This is a genomic window from Azospirillum sp. TSH58 (assembly GCF_003119115.1).
Lineage (GTDB): Bacteria > Pseudomonadota > Alphaproteobacteria > Azospirillales > Azospirillaceae > Azospirillum.
Map to the genome: position 1 here is coordinate 1,124,936 of NZ_CP022364.1, position 14,845 is coordinate 1,139,780.

Below are 14,845 nucleotides of genomic sequence, written 5' to 3' on the forward strand. Positions count from 1 at the left end.
TTGTCTTCCGCCGACCGGTGAGAAAAACTCAACGGATGTCCTCCCGCTTCCCGCCGCTGAACGCCCTGCGGGCCTTCGTCGCCGCCGCACGCCATTCCAGCTTCCGCCTCGCCGCGGAGGAGCTGAACGTCACCCCCGGTGCGGTCAGCCGCCAGATCCGCAGCCTGGAGCTGTTCCTCGGCGTCGCGCTGTTCGACCGCAGCCAGCGGCAGGTCCGGCTGACCGAGGCCGGGGCGCGCTACTTCACCCGCATCGCCGACCTGTTCACCGAGATCCAGCAGGCGACCGACACGCTGCTCGACGGCGACGGGCGGCGGACGCTGCGGGTGGACTGCATCCCGACCTTCGCCATGCACTGGCTGCTGCCGCGCCTGCCCCTCTTCCAGCAGCGCTTCCCCGAGCTGGCGGTGTCGCTGTCCACCGCCCCCGGGCCGATCGACATCGGCCGCCCCTTCGACTACGCCATCCGCCGCGACCCCGCCCATTTCGCCGGGCTGAAGCCGCTGCCCCTGATGCGCGAGCATTGCGTGCCGGTGTGCAGCCCGTCCCTGCCGGGCCTGGAGACGCTGCGCAGCCCCGCCGACCTGACCCGCCGGACGGTCATCACCATCCGCGCCCGCGCCGACCTGCTGCCGGCCTGGAGCACGGCGCACGGGCTGGAGCTGGACGCCTTCCGCAGCCGGATGGAGGTCGACCACACCTATTTCGCCATCCAGGCGGCGGAGGACGGGCTGGGCGTCGCCATCGTGCCGCGCCTGTTCGTGGAGCGCCCGCTGGAGACCGGGCGGCTGACCGCGCCGCTGGGGGCGGAGGGGGTGGTGTCCGGCCATTATTACCTGCTGGAAAGCCGTCAGCGCGGCCACACCGAGGCGCCCGCCTTCCCCGACTGGCTGCGCGAACAGGCCGCCGCGGCGTCAACGCAGGGCCGATAAGGGAGAATGGCGGGGTCCTTGCCCTTGCTTTGCCGGGGCGGGGCCTTTAGTGTCCGGCCTCGAACCGTTCCCCCCACGACGCCGGATTTTCCAAGCCCCATGAAGGCCGCCGTCATCGTTTTCCCCGGCTCCAACCGCGAACGCGACGCCGTCGCCGCGCTGGAGGCCGCCAGCGGAACCAAGCCGCATCTGGTCTGGCACCGCGACACCGAACTGCCCAAGGTCGATCTGATCCTCGTTCCGGGCGGCTTCTCCTATGGCGACTATCTGCGCTCCGGCGCCATGGCGGCGCACTCGCCGATCATGCGCGAGGTCAAGGCGCGGGCCGATCAGGGCGTGCGGGTGCTCGGCATCTGCAACGGCTTCCAGATCATCACCGAGGCGGGGCTGCTGCCCGGCGCGCTGATGCGCAACGCCAAGCTGAAGTTCATCTGCCGCACCGTGCATCTGCGGGTGGAGAACACGGACAGCCCCTTCACGGCCAAGTACCGCAAGGGCCAGATCGTCCGCTACCCGGTGGCGCACGGCGACGGCAACTACTGGACCGACGCCGAGACGGTGAAGCGGCTGGACGGCGAGGGCCAGGTGGCCTTCCGCTACGTCAGCGACGAAGGCGACGCCGACCCGCGCTGGAACCGGAACGACTGGAACCCGAACGGTTCGCTGGACAACATCGCCGGCATCTTCAACGCCAAGCGCACCGTGCTCGGCCTGATGCCGCACCCCGAGGACGCGGTGTCCGCCTTCCATGGCAACACCGACGGCAAGCCCATGTTCGACGGTCTGGTGGAGGCCCTGTCGTGACCACCGCGCAGCAGCCCGATGTCTCCCTGGAGATGGCCCGCGAGTTCGGCCTGTCCGAAGGGGAATACAACAACGCCCTGGAAATCCTGGGGCGCAAGCCGACCTACACGGAACTGGGCATCATCTCGGTGATGTGGTCGGAGCATTGCTCCTACAAGTCGTCGAAGAAGTGGCTGATGACGCTGCCGACCACCGGCCCGCAGGTCATCTGCGGCCCCGGCGAGAACGCCGGCGTGGTCGATGCCGGCGACGGCGACGCCATCATCTTCAAGATGGAGAGCCACAACCACCCGTCCTACATCGAGCCCTTCCAGGGTGCTGCGACCGGCGTGGGCGGCATCCTGCGCGACGTGTTCACCATGGGCGCCCGGCCCATCGCGAACATGAACGCGCTGCGCTTCGGCGCGCCCGAGCATCCCAAGACCCGCCATCTGGTGTCGGGCGTGGTGGCCGGCATCGCCCATTACGGCAACTGCGTCGGCGTGCCGACGGTTGGCGGCGAGACCAACTTCCACCCGGCCTACAACGGCAACATCCTGGTCAACGCGATGACCGTGGGCGTCGCCAAGGCCGACCGGATCTTCTATTCCGCCGCCGCGGGCGTCGGCAATCCGGTGGTCTATGTCGGCTCCAAGACGGGCCGCGACGGCATCCACGGCGCCACCATGGCGTCGGCCGAGTTCAGCGAGGATTCGGAGGAGAAGCGCCCGACCGTGCAGGTCGGCGACCCCTTCACCGAGAAGCTGCTGATCGAGGCCTGCCTGGAGCTGATGGAGACGGACGCCATCGTCGCCATCCAGGACATGGGTGCGGCGGGCCTCACCTCCTCCTCGGTCGAGATGGCCGGCAAGGGCGGGCTCGGCATCGAGCTGGTGCTCGACGACGTGCCGATGCGCGAGGAGGGGATGACCCCCTACGAGATCATGCTCTCCGAAAGCCAGGAGCGCATGCTGATCATCCTGAAGCCCGGCCGCGAGGAGGTCGCCAAGGCGATCTTCGACAAGTGGGAGCTGGACTTCGCCGTGATCGGCACGCTGACCGACAACGGCAAGCTGGTCATCAAGATGCACGGCCAGACCTGGTGCGACATGCCGATCGCGCCGGTGTCCAACGCCTCGCCGCTCTACGACCGCCCGTGGGAGCCGACCCCGGCCGCCGCAGAGCTGGAGGACGCCGTGCGCGCCCTGCCGGCGGACAGGACGCTGGGCGACATCCTGGAAACGATCATGTCCTGCCCCGACCAGGCGTCCAAGCGCTGGATCTGGGAGCAGTATGACAGCCTCGTGAACGGCGACACCCGCTTCATGTCCGGTCAGGCCGACGCCGGCGTGGTGCGGCTGCCGGGCCAGAGCAAGGGCATCGCCGTCACCACCGACTGCACCCCGCGCTACTGCCTCGCCGACCCGGTGCGCGGCGGCGCCCAGGCGGTGGCCGAGGCGTACCGCAACCTGTCCGCCGTCGGCGCCCTGCCGCTGGCCGTCACCGACAACATGAACTTCGGCAACCCCGAGAAGCCGCGGATCATGGGCCAGTTCGTCGGCGCCATCCAGGGCATGGCCGACGCCTGCCGCGCGCTGGACTTCCCGGTCGTGTCGGGCAACGTGTCGCTCTACAACGAGACCAACGGCGAGGCGATCCTGCCGACCCCGGCCATCGGCGCCGTGGGCCTGCTGCCGGACGCCATGATCGCCGTCGGCATCGCCTTCAAGAACGAGGGCGACACCATCCTTCTGGTGGGCGAGACCAACGGCCATCTCGGCCAGTCGCTCTACCTGCGGGAGATCCTGGGCCGCGAAGAGGGGCCGCCGCCGCCGGTCGATCTGGCGGTGGAGCGCCGCAACGGCGAGTTCGTCCGCGGCCTGATCGCCGAGGGTCTGGTGGTGTCGAGCCATGACATCCAGGACGGCGGCCTGCTGGTCACCGTGGCCGAGATGGCCATGGCCGGCGGCATCGGCGCCAACCTGTCGGGCCTCGACGGGGCCGACGCCGGCACCCTGTTCGGCGAGGACCAGGGCCGCTACGTCCTGGCCGTCCGCCCGGACAAGGCCGCCGCGGTGCAGGAGAAGGCCAAGGCCGCCGGCGTGCCGGTGAGCGTGCTCGGCAAGACCAACGGCACGGCCCTGACCGGCCGCGGCGGCGAGGCGATCACCATCGCCCGCCTGAAGAAGGCCAACGAGGCCTGGCTGCCGGGCTACATGGCCGCCGCCGAGTGATTGGACGCGGTTGAGGGTTCGAAGAACGGAAGGCCGGGCAATCGCCCGGCCTTTTCGTTTCGGGGCGGAGTCTTGCCCCCACCCTTCCCACGGCTGCGCCGCGGGCCCCTTCCCTCCCCCGCTTCGCAGGGGAGGGAGTTCTGTCCCCTCCCCCGCCCAGCGGGGGAGGGTCAGGGTGGGGGCCAGTACTTCGCACCGCGGAATGTCGTCGCTTCTCCGGTGACAAACCCGGCCGCTCCGCCTAATTATACGGGCAGTGCCCGCATGGGCAGGGATTGACGGAACAGGATGACGGCCATGGCGATGGAAGCCGCGGTGATCGAGAAGCTCATCAGGGAAGGCATCCCGGACGCGACGGTGGAGATCGCCGACCTGCGCGGCGACGGCGACCACTACGCCGCGCTGGTCACCTCCGCCGCCTTCAAGGGCAAGTCGCGCGTGCAGCAGCACCAGATGGTCTATGCCGCCCTCCAGGGCAGGATGGGCGGGGAACTGCACGCCCTGGCCCTGACCACCGCCGTGCCGGAAGGCGCGTAGGACGGCATCCCGCACAACACGATGACATCGTAAGAAGGCCGAGAGACATGGTTGACCAGAACGTCAAGGATCGCATCGAGCAGGACATCAAGGGCAACGATGTTGTGCTCTACATGAAGGGTACGCCCGTCTTCCCGCAGTGCGGCTTCTCCGCCGCCGTCGTCCAGGTGCTCAGCACCGTCGGCGTGAAGTTCAAGGGCATCAACATCCTGGAGGACCCGGGCCTGCGCCAGGGGCTGAAGGACTACTCGAACTGGCCGACCTTCCCGCAGCTCTACGTCAAGGGCGAACTGGTCGGCGGCTGCGACATCGTGCGCGAGATGTACGAGTCGGGCGAGCTGCAGTCGCTGCTGGCCGACAAGGGCGTCGCGACGGGCGCCAACGCCTGATCGGCCATCCGCGCCGCAGACGTGTGACAAAGGGCTCCGCATCGCGGGGCCCTTTTCCATTGGCGGAACAGGCCCCGGTTCACCCTTGTTTTTCCATCGACGAATCCGCGGAGGTGTCGGCACGGACTCGGCATGGACAAGGAGGCCCGGTCATGGACAGGCGCGTGTTTCCAGCGGCGGCGCTGCTGGCTCTGATGACTCTTCCCGTTCCGGCACAAGGCCAGGACGGAACGGTCCCGAAGCAGGAGCGGCTGACCGCCTGCCGGGACGAGGTGTCCCGCTTCTCCGACCTGTTTCTGGGCGACAAGGTGGTGGCCGGCGGGCGCAACCACACCACCCTGACCGGCGAGCAGAAGGATCGGCTGCGCGGCCTGCTGGGCGAGGCGCGGTCCGCCGCCGGCAAGGGCGATCCGGACGGCTGCGTGACCCGGCTGCGCGAGGCCCGCGCGCTGGTCCGCGGCGAGGGCGTCGGAACCAACGTCCCGATCGGCCGAAGCTCGTCGGGGTCGTCCGGTTCGATGTCCCGCGGCAGCGCTCCAACCGGCAGCGCCCCAACCGGCAGCGGAAGCGGGACCGCAGGCGGCGGAGGGGGCTGATCGGAGAAACCCCTGCGGGAATTGCGGCATTCCCGGCGCGCAGTGCGGGCATGAGGGGGCGTTCCTATCGCCCATTTCTTGGGCATGGTAAAGGGGAGTCATGGCCCAGACTCCCTCCCCCTCCTCGCCGCAGGCCGACGGGCGCAACCCCGCCACCCTGGGCTTCGCCGCCGCCCTGACAGCCTTCCTGATCTGGGGGGGACTGGCACCGATCTTCTTCAAGCAGCTCGGCAACGTCGGGGCGGTGGAGGTCGTCGCACACCGGGTGCTGTGGACGGTGATCCTGGTCGGGCTGTGGCTGGTGCCGACGCGCGGCCTGTCCGGCATCGTGCGCGGGGTGGGAAGCTGGCGGCGCCTGAGCATCTTCCTGGTGACGACGGCGCTGATCGGCAGCAACTGGACCATCTTCATCTGGGCCGTGAACAACGGCCATTTGGTGCAGTCCAGCCTCGGCTATTACATCAACCCCATCATCAACGTGCTGCTGGGCATGGCCTTCCTTCAGGAGCGGCTGTCGAAGCGGCAGGGCGTGGCGGTCGTGATCGCGGCGGTGGGCGTGCTGAGCCTCGTCCTGTCCTACGGGGAGGTTCCCTGGGTGGCGCTGTCGTTGGCCTTGAGCTTCGGCGTCTACGCGCTGGTGCGCAAGAAGGCGGCCATCGACCCGCTGATCGGGCTGCTGGTGGAAACGGTGCTGCTGGTGCCGCCGGCCATCGTCTATCTGCTGTGGCTGAACGCCCAGGGCCTGGGAAGTTTCGGCGCGCACGGGCTGGGCACCGACCTGCTGATCATCCTGACCGGTCCGGTGACCGCCATCCCGCTGGTGCTGTTCATGGTCGGCGCCGCCCGGCTGAAGCTGTCGACCATCGGCATCCTGCAATACATCAGCCCGACCGGGCAGCTCCTGCTCGGCGTCGCGGTCTATGGCGAGGCCTTCACCTCCTCCCACCTGCTGGCCTTCGTCTGCATCTGGGTGGCGCTGGCGCTCTATTCGGCGGACGCGCTGTTCACCCACCGCGCCGCCCGCGCCGAGGCCCGCGCCGAGCAGGCCCGCGCCGCCGCGTGCCGGGCGGACTGAGGAGTCAGGCCCGCGGCGCGAGGCCGTGGGCCATGGTGTGGGCGAGCGTCCTCACCACCTCGTTGACCCGGTCCGGGCAGCGCCCGAACACCACCTGATCGAGGAAGCCCAGCCCGAAGCTGAGCGTGGCGATGCCCGCCGCGACGTGGGCGAGGTCGGCGTCCGCCGCGATCGCCCCGCGCTCGCGGAAGATCTCCAGCCGGCTGAGCAGGCAGGGAATGCGGCTTTCCGACAGGGTGCGGGCCATCTCGTTCGCGATGTCCGGATCGACCAGCGCGCGCGCCAGCATCACCCGCGTGAAGTCGCGGCACTTCCAGGCGTGGCGGAGTTGGTGCAGCAGGAAGGCCGCCAGATCCTCCTCCAGATCGTCGCCGGGCGGCGGCATGGCGCAGCCGCTCCCCTCCTCGCGCCCGTAGCGCTCCACGACGGCCAGCAGCAACCCGGCCTTTCCCGAAAAATAACGCTGGATCAGCTGCTCGTTCACACCCGCGCGGCTTGCGATGTCGCGCGTGGTCGCGGCGTCGAAGCCGCGCTCGGCGAACACCATCTTGGCCGCGTCCAGCAGAACGCCCTTGGTCGCCTCGCGGTCGCGCTTGCGCGCGGGCGCGTCCGTCCCGGCGGCGCAACAGCCGTCGTCGATGGCCGGGGCGGCGGCCGGGGTGTCGGTCTTGTCCACGATGCAGGCCCTCTCACTGGCCGCCGATCCGTGCGGCGGCTGAAATGATAATAGGTATGCACGTGCATACTTGACAAGCCCGGATGGCCCTGACAAGTATGTACGCACATACATACCGGGCGCCGCCCAACCCGCGGAACCCCGGACCCCACCTTGGAACGCCCCAACGTGGGACCCGATTTTTGAATCGAGAGGGCAACCGCATCATGACCACCGCCAATCTGTTCACGCCGCTGCGTCTTGGCTCCATGGAACTGCCGAACCGCGTCATCATGGCGCCGATGACCCGCAGCCGCGCGGGCGAGGGCAACGTTCCCACCCCGCTGATGGCCGAGTATTACGGCCAGCGCGCCTCCGCCGGCCTCATCATCACCGAGGCGACGCAGGTCTCCGCCACCGCCCAGGGCTATCCCAGCACCCCGGGCATCCACACCGACGCGCAGACGCTCGCCTGGCGCCGCATCGCGGAGGAGGTCCATGCCAAGGGCGGCCTGATCGCCGCGCAGCTCTGGCACGTCGGCCGCATCTCCCACACGGAGTTCCAGCCGAACGGCGCGCTGCCGGTCGCCCCCTCGGCCATCGCCGCCGCCGGCGAGTCCTACACCAGCAAGGGCCTGGTGCCCTTCCCCACCCCGCGCGCCCTGGAGACCGACGAGATCCCCGGTCTGGTCAAGGCCTTCGCCGACGCCGCCAAGCGCGCGGTGTTCGACGCCGGGCTGGACGGCGTGGAGATCCACGGCGCCAACGGCTATCTGATCGACCAGTTCCTGCGTGACCGCAGCAACAAGCGCACCGACCGCTACGGCGGCAGCGTGGAGAACCGGGCGCGCTTCCTGCTGGAGATCGTGGACGCGGTGACCACCGCCGTCGGCCCCGGCCGGGTCGGCGTCCGGCTGTCGCCGACCGGCACCTTCAACGACATGGGGGACAGCGACCCGCGGGCGCTCTACACCCACGTCACCGAGGCGCTGAACCCCTTCGGCCTCGCCTTCCTGCACCTCATCGAAGGCCAGCCCGGCCACCACATGGCCCCGCCGGAGGGCGCCCCGCACCTCGCGGCGGAGCTGCGCCGGATCTTCAAGGGCCCCTTCATCATCAACGGCGGCTACAGCAAGGAGCAGGCCGAGGCGGCCATCGCCGCCGGCGCGGCGGACGCGGTGAGCTTCGGCGAGCCCTTCATCGCCAACCCGGACCTGCCGGAGCGCTTCCGCCGCAACGCGGCGCTGAACACGCCGGACAAGGCCAGCTACTACGGCGGCGACGCCCACGGCTACACCGACTATCCGGCGCTGGAAACGGCCGACGCCTGACCCCCTCCCCCCGCGGGGGTTGCCCCCGATCCCCGCACCTCAAGGCCGGGACCCGCAAGGGTTCCGGCTTTTTTCTTTCGACCGCGCCACCAGCGCGGACGTTGCCCGTTCCGGGAATCGGCTGTTATCCTGAACCGAGCGAAGGAGACGGGCATGAGCGTGATTCTGCCGCGCAACATCGAACAGATGGCTGAACGCCGCGCCAGCGAAGCCGGTTTTCAGGATGTCGCCTCCTATCTTGCCCATCTCATTGCCGCCGATGCCCGCGATGCATCCGACGACGCTCTGGAAGGCGCCTTGTTGGAGGGGCTTGAAGGAGACGGCGAAGAGTGGGATGCCGAGGCGATGCGGGCCGAATGCCGGGCCGCTCTGGCCGCAGCCCGCAAAGACATCTGAGCGCCATGCGCATCCTTCCAAGCCCACGCGCGCGGAAGGATATTCTTGACCATTACACGCACATCGGCCTTCGGGACGAGGCGGCCGCCGAACGCTTCCTGACCGCCATCGACCGCGGTTTCGCTCGTATGGCCGCGCATCCCGACATAGGATCGACCCGACTTTGGCAGAATCCGGCGCTTCGCGGCATACGGGCGTGGCCCGTCGCCGGGTTTGACCGCCATCTGATCTATTAGCGCCGCCAGGGGCCGGATGCGCTGAGGATACTGCGCGTTCTCCATGGAGCAGCCCTACCCGAAGGGGTTTTGCGGACGCCGTACTGAAACACGACCGCCCATCCCCAAACGAAAAAGGCCGCGCCCGGAGGCGCGGCCTTTCGCGTGTCGGCTGGGCCGAACGGTCAGCGCGAGTAGAACTCGACGACCAGGTTCGGTTCCATCTGGACCGGGTACGGAATGTCGGCCAGCAGCGGGACGCGCACGAAGCGGCCCTTCAGGGCGCCGGAGTCGACTTCCAGGTAGTCCGGGGTGTCGCGCTCACCCGAGGCGGCGGCCTCGAGGATGAGGGCCATCTGCTTGGACTTGGCGCGCACCTCGATGGTGTCGCCTTCCTTGATCTGGGCCGACGGAATGTTCAGGCGGCGGCCGTTGACCAGGATGTGGCCGTGATTGATGATCTGGCGCGCGGCGAACGGGGTCGGCGCGAACTTCATGCGGTAGACCACCGCGTCCAGGCGGCGCTCCAGCAGGCCCACCAGGTTCTCGCCGGTGTCGCCCTTGCGGCGCACGGCCTCGGCGTAGATGCGGCGGAACTGCTTCTCGCCGATGTTGCCGTAGTAGCCCTTGAGCTTCTGCTTCGCCATGAGCTGCAGGCCGTAGTCGGACGGCTTCTTGCGGCGCTGGCCGTGCTGGCCGGGGCCATACTCACGCTTGTTGATCGGCGACTTGCCACGGCCCCAGAGGTTTACGCCGAGACGGCGGTCGATCTTGTACTTGGACTGTTGACGCTTGGCCATTTTGATCCTCGATGGAACACGAGTTGGTTTTGTCCCGGTAGTTCCGCGGAACAGGCCGCGGACGGGGCGCAAACAGAAGGCACGCCCGCTTTCCCAGGAGTGAAGGCGCGCACTATACGGATTCGGCGCGCCTTGTCAAACCATGAGTCGTCAAACCATGAGTCGTCAAACCATGAGTCGTCAGACCAGGAGGCCGGAACGACGCGTCAGCAGCACTCGTCCTCAAGCTGGCGCAGCATGGCCAGCCCTTCCTCGTCCTCATACTCTTCGAACAGGTCGGAGATGTAGTAGACGTTGGCGCAGAGCAGGCACAGCCCGTCCGCCTGGCGCTTCAGCGGATCGTCGGCCACGGCCAGCTTCGCCCGGAAGCGTTCCCAGAAGGCGTTGGTCTTGGCCGGATCGTCGATGTGCATGTAGAGGCGTTCGATGATGCGGCGGGAGTTGCCCTCGCAGTCGATGCCCTTGAAGGAGACGTAGCGGTCGGGAGTGTCGGTTGCGTCCACGGTCGTGATTCCCACGAATGAGGCTGGTGTTGGCCTTTCTCATCGCGGAAGGCGGGTCCAGGAACAAGACCCGCTGCACGAACGGCGGGCGGGCGGCGTGAACGGCGGGTGTCCTGCGCGAACGGTTCGCGCTCTCACCGCTCAGGCGGCGTGCGACAGCTCTTCCTCGCTGAATTCCAGCAGCGTGTTCAGCCGCTGCGGGGTCAGCGCCTCGATCCCCTCGTGCCACATCACCTCGCCGAACAGCGCGTGCAGGGCGGCAAGGCGCTCCGGCGCCAGCCCGGTCAGGCGGTCGCCGTAATACTCCACCACGAGCTGGTCCACATAGGCGCGGTCGTCGTCCAGGAAAGCCATGGCCGTATCTCCTCGTCATCGTGGCGCCCACCCGATGCGGGCGCCGGCCATGGCTTTGTTCTACGCCTGCGGCGGGGCCGAACGATTGAGGCGGATCAACCGCCGCCGGAAGTCACAGCCCTGCGGGAACAACCCTGATGCGCGCAAGGGGAAGGGCTAGAGAGCCAGCAGCTTCTTCAGCTGCTCGATCCGGCCGCGGCTGACCGGCACGCGGGGGGAGCCGGGGGCGGCCATGACGAAGGCGGCCCGCCCGTCGCTGCGGTCGATGGCCTGGGCGTGGCGCAGGTTCACCAGATAGCGGCGGTGCGCCCGCACGAACTGCCGCCCGTCGAGCCGCGCCTCCAGCTCCGAAAGCGAGAGCGAGCAGAAGAAGGCGCCGTCCGCCGTGTGGACCCGCGTGTAATGGCCGTCGGCCTGCACATAGACCGCGTCGGCAGGATCGATCAGAACCACGCCCTGGCGCGTCGTGATCGGCAGCTTCACCAGCGGCGTGACCGGTTCGGGCGCCGCGTCCGCGGGCGGCGGCAGTGCCGGCTCGGGAAGCGCCTTCCCGTTCACCTCGAACAGCATCAGGGCCAGCGCGGCTCCGCCGCCCGGCGGCAGGGCGGTGGCCTTCACCACGATGGTCCGCCCCGGCAGGGCCACCATCATGGAACTGGCCGCCGCCGGGGACTCCGGGTCGTGCGCCGCGGCCAGCAGCAGTTCCACCTTGGCGCGGCTGCCCGGCGGGTGCAGGTCGTGCAGGCTGGCCCCCAGCAGCGGACGGTCGCGCCCCAGCATCCGCGCCACGGACGCGTTGACCGACACCACGCGCCGGTCGCCGTCGAGCAGGACGAGGCCAACGTCCATATGCTGCAAGGTGTATTCCATGGGGCAGTATAGGCAGCGATTGGCCCCGGAAGGGAAGAGGTTAGGAAAGAGGGTTACGGTTCGCCCTTGCGCCGTCCGGTCAGCGCCGCGACGACGCCGTGGAAGGTGCGGACCTCCTGCTCGGTCATCTGCATCCGCTCCAGGGCGTTGCGCAGGGTGCGGACCATGGAGGGGCGCTTTTCCGGCGAGGTGAAGAAGCCGGTGCGGTCGAGATCGCCTTCCAGATGCTCGAAGAAGTTCACCAGCTCCGCCTTGGTCGCCGGGCGGGTCTGGCCAGTGTGCAGAACGCGGTCGGGCGGGATCTCGCCGGTCTGGAACCACTCGTAGCCGATCAGCAGGACCGCCTGCGCCAGATTGAGCGAGGAGAAGGCCGGGTTCAGCGGAACGGTGATCAGCGTTGAAGCCAGCGTCAGATCGTCGTTGACCAGCCCGGTGCGCTCCGGCCCGAACAGCACGCCGGTCTTGTGCCCGGCGTCCACATGAGCGCGCAGCTCCGTCGCGGCGACGCGCGGGGTGACGAACTCCTGGATCATCCCGCGGGTGCGGACGGTGGTCGCGAAGACCACGTTGAGGTCGGCCACGGCCTCCGCCGTCGTCTCATAGAGCTTCGCCCCGTCCAGCACCGGATCGGCGCCCGACGCCGCGGCCACCGCCTTCTCGTTCGGCCAGCCGTCGCGCGGCTTCACCAGACGCAGCTCGGTCAGGCCGCAGTTGAGCATGGCCCGCGCGCAGGCGCCGATGTTCTCGCCGAGCTGGGGCTGCACGAGGATGATGGTCGGGCCGCCCAGGACGGAGGGCCGGTTGGGGTCTTTGCCGGAGGTCATGATCTGAACTTTGGTCTCAGCTTCGCGGTGTTGCGCCGCCTTTAAACAGCTTGAATGTGTAACTGTCCACCAGCGCCTCCATCGACGCCTCGATGATGTTGGTGGAGACGCCCAGCGTCGACCATTCTTGCCCGTCGCCGTTGCGCGAGCGGATCAGCACGCGCGGCATGGCGCCGGTGCCGTCCTTGGCCGCCAGGATGCGCACGCGGTAGTCGGACAGCTTCACCCCGTCGAGCAGCGGGTACAGCGGCTCCAGCGCCTTGCGCATCGCGGTGTCCAGCGCGTTCACCGGGCCGTTGCCCGACGCCACCTCGTGATACTCCTTGCCGCCGATCTTCACGCGGACGACGGCCTCGGACTCGACCACCAGCTCGCCCTTGGCGTTGTAGCGGCGCTCGTCGGTGACGTGGAAGCGCTTCAGGGTGAAATAGTCGGGCACCTCGCCCAGCTCACGGCGGACCAGCAGCTCGAAGCTGGCCTCGGCGGTGTCGTAGGCGTAGCCCTCGGTGTCGCGCTGCTTCACGAGGTCGAGCAGGCGGTTCAGCCGCTCGTCCTTCGGGTCCACGGCCATGCCCATCTCACGCAGCCGCGCGATGACGTTGGCGCGGCCCGCCTGGTCCGACATGACGATCTGGCGGCGGTTGCCGACCGCCTCCGGCTCGACATGCTCGTAGGAGGATGGGTCCTTCTCCACGGCGGAGACGTGCAGCCCGCCCTTGTGGGCGAAGGCGCTGGCGCCGACGTAGGGGGCGTGGCGGTTCGGCGCGCGGTTCAGCCGCTCGTCGAACTTGCGGCTGATCTCGGTCAGCAGCGGCAGGTCGGCGGGCCTGATGCCGACGTCGTAGCACATCTTCAGCATCAGCGACGGGATCAGCGACACGAGGTTGGCGTTGCCGCAGCGCTCGCCCAGCCCGTTGATCGTCCCCTGCACCATCCGCACCCCGGCGCGCACCGCGGCCAGCGAGTTGGCGACGGCGTTCTCGGTGTCGTTGTGGCAGTGGATGCCCAGACGGTCGCCGGGGATGCCGTGCTCCTCGATCACCTGCCGGACGATTTCGTCGATCTCGTGGGGCAGCGTGCCGCCGTTAGTGTCGCACAGCACGACCCAGCGCGCCCCCGCCCCGTAGGCGGCCTTGATGCAGGAGGCGGTGTAGGCCGGGTTGCGCTTGTAGCCGTCGAAGAAATGCTCGGCGTCGAACAGCGCCTCGCCCTTGGCGGCCTTCAGCGCGGCGATGCTGTCGGCGATCAGCTCGATGTTTTCCTCGCGCGGGATGGCCAGCGCCACGTCGACATGGAAGTCCCAGGTCTTGCCGACGATGCAGACGGCGCGCGCCTTGGACTGGATCAGGGCGGCGAGCTGCGGGTCGTTCGCGGTGCTGCGGCCGGGACGGCGGGTCATGCCGAAGGCGGTGAAGGTCGAGCGGGCGAGATCCGGCGCCTCCGCGAAGAACTGGTCGTCGGTCGGGTTGGCGCCGGGCCAGCCGCCTTCCACATAGTCGATTCCCAGCCGGTCGAGGTCGCGGGCGATGGCGATCTTGTCGGCGACGGAGAAATCCACGTCCTGGGTCTGCGCCCCGTCGCGCAGCGTGGTGTCGTACAGATAGATGCGTTCGCCCGTCATTGCCGCCGCCCGAAGATATTGGTCGCCCGAAGGAAGGTCATAGGACTCTCCGGGGGGCCGGAAGAATGGACGATGCGCTTCGCCAGCTCAATGCTTTTGATCGAACCCACCAGGAATGCGGGGCTTTGCCGCGCCGGCCATAGGCACGCAATGGAGGTAATAGGACAAATGTACTGACCGAATAAACCATCGTCTGTGCTACACAGCCGCCCCTCTGCATGGCGCCCATCTCACGGGTGCGGTAATCTTTTCTGGCCGGACGCCTGTTGGTCTGTATGATCACCGGCCCTTGTGAACGGATGGATTGGACACAGTGACTCCCGCGGGTGACGACGACCAGGACAAGCTCGTCATGGTGATCGACGACGAGCGGACGGTTCTGCAGGCCCTCAACCTCCTCCTGGAGATGTGGGGGTACCGGGTCGTCACCGCCGAAAGCGAGGGCGAGGCCGTCGACCGCCTGTCCATCGCCGGGGAAACGCCGCACGCCATCCTGGCCGACTACCGCCTGCGCGAAGGGCGCACCGGCGTCCAGGCCATCGACCGCATCCGGGCGGAGGCCGGGGCCGAGGTGCCGGGCGTCATCATCACCGGCGACACCTCCACCGAAGGGCTGCGCGACGCCCGCGCCCGTGGGCTGACCGTTCTGCAGAAGCCGGTGCTGCCGCCCCATCTCCAGGCGGTGCTGACCAAGGTGCTGCGGGAGCAGCCCGCCGGCACGGCGTGACGG

General features: G+C 68.7%; 18 protein-coding genes. 11 read left to right on the top strand and 7 right to left on the bottom strand.

Annotated elements, in window-relative coordinates; genetic code table 11:
- Positions 1–35 precede the first annotated feature (35 nt).
- The 7 genes from TSH58p_RS08835 (at position 36) to rarD (ending at position 6,546) form a co-directional block, all read left to right on the top strand.
- On the top strand, positions 36–932 hold the full coding sequence (locus tag TSH58p_RS08835) for a LysR substrate-binding domain-containing protein (protein WP_109070041.1): 897 nt from the start codon (positions 36–38) through the stop codon (positions 930–932).
- A gap of 99 nt (positions 933–1,031) precedes the next feature.
- Positions 1,032–1,736, top strand: coding sequence for a phosphoribosylformylglycinamidine synthase subunit PurQ (gene purQ, locus TSH58p_RS08840; RefSeq protein ID WP_109070040.1), 705 nt, complete (start codon positions 1,032–1,034; stop codon positions 1,734–1,736).
- A 32-nt stretch (positions 1,737–1,768) separates the two neighbouring features.
- Positions 1,769–3,949, top strand: a complete 2,181-nt coding sequence (purL, locus tag TSH58p_RS08845; RefSeq protein ID WP_109070086.1) for a phosphoribosylformylglycinamidine synthase subunit PurL — start codon at positions 1,769–1,771, stop codon at positions 3,947–3,949.
- Positions 3,950–4,246: 297 nt separating this feature from the next.
- On the top strand, positions 4,247–4,486 hold the full coding sequence (locus TSH58p_RS08850) for a BolA family protein (RefSeq protein WP_038531271.1): 240 nt from the start codon (positions 4,247–4,249) through the stop codon (positions 4,484–4,486).
- A gap of 47 nt (positions 4,487–4,533) precedes the next feature.
- Positions 4,534–4,875, top strand: a complete 342-nt coding sequence (gene grxD / locus TSH58p_RS08855) for a Grx4 family monothiol glutaredoxin (protein ID WP_014239508.1) — start codon at positions 4,534–4,536, stop codon at positions 4,873–4,875.
- 152 nt (positions 4,876–5,027) lie between these two features.
- Positions 5,028–5,471, top strand: a complete 444-nt coding sequence (locus TSH58p_RS08860; RefSeq protein ID WP_109070039.1) for a hypothetical protein — start codon at positions 5,028–5,030, stop codon at positions 5,469–5,471.
- Between the two features lie 100 nt (positions 5,472–5,571).
- Positions 5,572–6,546: an EamA family transporter RarD gene (gene rarD, locus TSH58p_RS08865; protein WP_109070038.1), complete on the top strand. Its 975-nt coding sequence runs from the start codon at positions 5,572–5,574 to the stop codon at positions 6,544–6,546.
- 4 nt (positions 6,547–6,550) lie between these two features.
- Here rarD and TSH58p_RS08870 read toward each other — a convergent pair whose 3' ends face one another.
- Entirely contained in the window at positions 6,551–7,222 is a 672-nt protein-coding gene (locus TSH58p_RS08870) for a TetR/AcrR family transcriptional regulator (protein WP_109070037.1), read from the bottom strand.
- Positions 7,223–7,428: 206 nt separating this feature from the next.
- Between TSH58p_RS08870 and TSH58p_RS08875 the strand changes: the two genes are divergently transcribed.
- The 3 genes from TSH58p_RS08875 (at position 7,429) to TSH58p_RS08885 (ending at position 9,164) form a co-directional block, all read left to right on the top strand.
- A complete protein-coding gene (locus tag TSH58p_RS08875; protein ID WP_109070036.1) occupies positions 7,429–8,532 on the top strand; it encodes an alkene reductase in 1,104 nt (367 codons plus the stop codon).
- 153 nt (positions 8,533–8,685) lie between these two features.
- Positions 8,686–8,928, top strand: a complete 243-nt coding sequence (locus tag TSH58p_RS08880; RefSeq protein ID WP_109070035.1) for a hypothetical protein — start codon at positions 8,686–8,688, stop codon at positions 8,926–8,928.
- A gap of 5 nt (positions 8,929–8,933) precedes the next feature.
- Positions 8,934–9,164 carry a type II toxin-antitoxin system RelE/ParE family toxin gene (locus tag TSH58p_RS08885; RefSeq protein WP_158282603.1) on the top strand — a complete coding sequence of 77 codons (231 nt, stop codon included), beginning with the start codon at positions 8,934–8,936 and terminating at the stop codon, positions 9,162–9,164.
- A 164-nt stretch (positions 9,165–9,328) separates the two neighbouring features.
- On the opposite strand, the gene rpsD is transcribed toward TSH58p_RS08885, so the two are convergent.
- The 6 genes from rpsD to cimA form a co-directional block, all read right to left on the bottom strand.
- Positions 9,329–9,943 carry a 30S ribosomal protein S4 gene (rpsD, locus tag TSH58p_RS08890; protein ID WP_094303161.1) on the bottom strand — a complete coding sequence of 205 codons (615 nt, stop codon included), beginning with the start codon at positions 9,941–9,943 and terminating at the stop codon, positions 9,329–9,331.
- A 206-nt stretch (positions 9,944–10,149) separates the two neighbouring features.
- Positions 10,150–10,446, bottom strand: coding sequence for a N(2)-fixation sustaining protein CowN (cowN, locus tag TSH58p_RS08900; RefSeq protein WP_014239500.1), 297 nt, complete (start codon positions 10,444–10,446; stop codon positions 10,150–10,152).
- A gap of 141 nt (positions 10,447–10,587) precedes the next feature.
- Complete coding sequence (locus TSH58p_RS08905) at positions 10,588–10,800, bottom strand: hypothetical protein (RefSeq protein WP_109070032.1); 213 nt, start codon at positions 10,798–10,800, stop codon at positions 10,588–10,590.
- A 156-nt stretch (positions 10,801–10,956) separates the two neighbouring features.
- Positions 10,957–11,649, bottom strand: coding sequence for a PAS domain-containing transcriptional regulator (locus TSH58p_RS08910; protein WP_247874037.1), 693 nt, complete (start codon positions 11,647–11,649; stop codon positions 10,957–10,959).
- A 74-nt stretch (positions 11,650–11,723) separates the two neighbouring features.
- Positions 11,724–12,494: an RNA methyltransferase gene (locus tag TSH58p_RS08915; RefSeq protein WP_109070030.1), complete on the bottom strand. Its 771-nt coding sequence runs from the start codon at positions 12,492–12,494 to the stop codon at positions 11,724–11,726.
- Between the two features lie 16 nt (positions 12,495–12,510).
- Positions 12,511–14,115 (bottom strand): citramalate synthase, encoded by a 1,605-nt coding sequence (cimA, locus tag TSH58p_RS08920; protein WP_109070029.1) that lies wholly within the window; start codon positions 14,113–14,115, stop codon positions 12,511–12,513.
- A gap of 313 nt (positions 14,116–14,428) precedes the next feature.
- On the opposite strand from cimA, the gene TSH58p_RS08925 reads away from it, so the two are divergent.
- Positions 14,429–14,842 carry a response regulator gene (locus TSH58p_RS08925; RefSeq protein WP_051657953.1) on the top strand — a complete coding sequence of 138 codons (414 nt, stop codon included), beginning with the start codon at positions 14,429–14,431 and terminating at the stop codon, positions 14,840–14,842.
- The last annotated feature ends 3 nt before the right edge of the window (positions 14,843–14,845 follow it).

Coding starts and splice junctions, on each gene's coding strand:
- TSH58p_RS08835 (WP_109070041.1), top strand. CDS start 36: ATGTCCTCCCGCTTCCCGCCGCTGAACGCCCTGCGGGCCTTCGTCGCC.
- purQ (WP_109070040.1), top strand. CDS start 1,032: ATGAAGGCCGCCGTCATCGTTTTCCCCGGCTCCAACCGCGAACGCGAC.
- purL (WP_109070086.1), top strand. CDS start 1,769: ATGGCCCGCGAGTTCGGCCTGTCCGAAGGGGAATACAACAACGCCCTG.
- TSH58p_RS08850 (WP_038531271.1), top strand. CDS start 4,247: ATGGCGATGGAAGCCGCGGTGATCGAGAAGCTCATCAGGGAAGGCATC.
- grxD (WP_014239508.1), top strand. CDS start 4,534: ATGGTTGACCAGAACGTCAAGGATCGCATCGAGCAGGACATCAAGGGC.
- TSH58p_RS08860 (WP_109070039.1), top strand. CDS start 5,028: ATGGACAGGCGCGTGTTTCCAGCGGCGGCGCTGCTGGCTCTGATGACT.
- rarD (WP_109070038.1), top strand. CDS start 5,572: ATGGCCCAGACTCCCTCCCCCTCCTCGCCGCAGGCCGACGGGCGCAAC.
- TSH58p_RS08875 (WP_109070036.1), top strand. CDS start 7,429: ATGACCACCGCCAATCTGTTCACGCCGCTGCGTCTTGGCTCCATGGAA.
- TSH58p_RS08880 (WP_109070035.1), top strand. CDS start 8,686: ATGAGCGTGATTCTGCCGCGCAACATCGAACAGATGGCTGAACGCCGC.
- TSH58p_RS08885 (WP_158282603.1), top strand. CDS start 8,934: ATGCGCATCCTTCCAAGCCCACGCGCGCGGAAGGATATTCTTGACCAT.
- rpsD (WP_094303161.1), bottom strand. CDS start 9,943: ATGGCCAAGCGTCAACAGTCCAAGTACAAGATCGACCGCCGTCTCGGC.
- TSH58p_RS08905 (WP_109070032.1), bottom strand. CDS start 10,800: ATGGCTTTCCTGGACGACGACCGCGCCTATGTGGACCAGCTCGTGGTG.
- TSH58p_RS08910 (WP_247874037.1), bottom strand. CDS start 11,649: ATGGACGTTGGCCTCGTCCTGCTCGACGGCGACCGGCGCGTGGTGTCG.
- TSH58p_RS08915 (WP_109070030.1), bottom strand. CDS start 12,494: ATGACCTCCGGCAAAGACCCCAACCGGCCCTCCGTCCTGGGCGGCCCG.
- cimA (WP_109070029.1), bottom strand. CDS start 14,115: ATGACGGGCGAACGCATCTATCTGTACGACACCACGCTGCGCGACGGG.